This is a genomic window from Vibrio marinisediminis, assembly GCF_014050145.1.
GTDB lineage: Bacteria > Pseudomonadota > Gammaproteobacteria > Enterobacterales > Vibrionaceae > Vibrio > Vibrio marinisediminis.
Genome location: NZ_JACFYF010000166.1, coordinates 1 through 300, shown reverse-complemented (window position 1 = coordinate 300; position 300 = coordinate 1). Strand labels below are relative to the sequence as shown.

Below are 300 nucleotides of genomic sequence, written 5' to 3'. Positions count from 1 at the left end.
CGGCGCGCGGCTCGCGCAATTCGCCGCCGACCAGGGTCTGGCCCATGACATCAAGACCCGCGGCCATGTCACCCTGCGCGGCGATCTGAGCCTGAACGTGGGCGCCGACATCCTCAAGGCCGCCCGCGATACCAAGGCCGACCTGATCGTCATGGCCACCCACATGCCGGGCCTGAAGGAGTATTTCCTGTCCTCCAACGCCGGCTACGTCGCCACCCACGCCCCGATCACGGTGACCGTGGTGCGCTGACGCGGCCCCGTCGTCCGGCCGTGGCCCGAACGGGCCGGGCCGGGGGCGTT

General features: G+C 71.0%; 1 protein-coding gene. It reads left to right on the top strand.

Annotated features, from left to right (window positions below; all coding sequences use genetic code 11):
• Positions 1-250: universal stress protein (locus tag H2O73_RS23805; RefSeq protein ID WP_182110773.1), on the top strand; the 250-nt coding region annotated here is incomplete at its 5' end.
• Positions 251-300 lie beyond the last annotated feature (50 nt).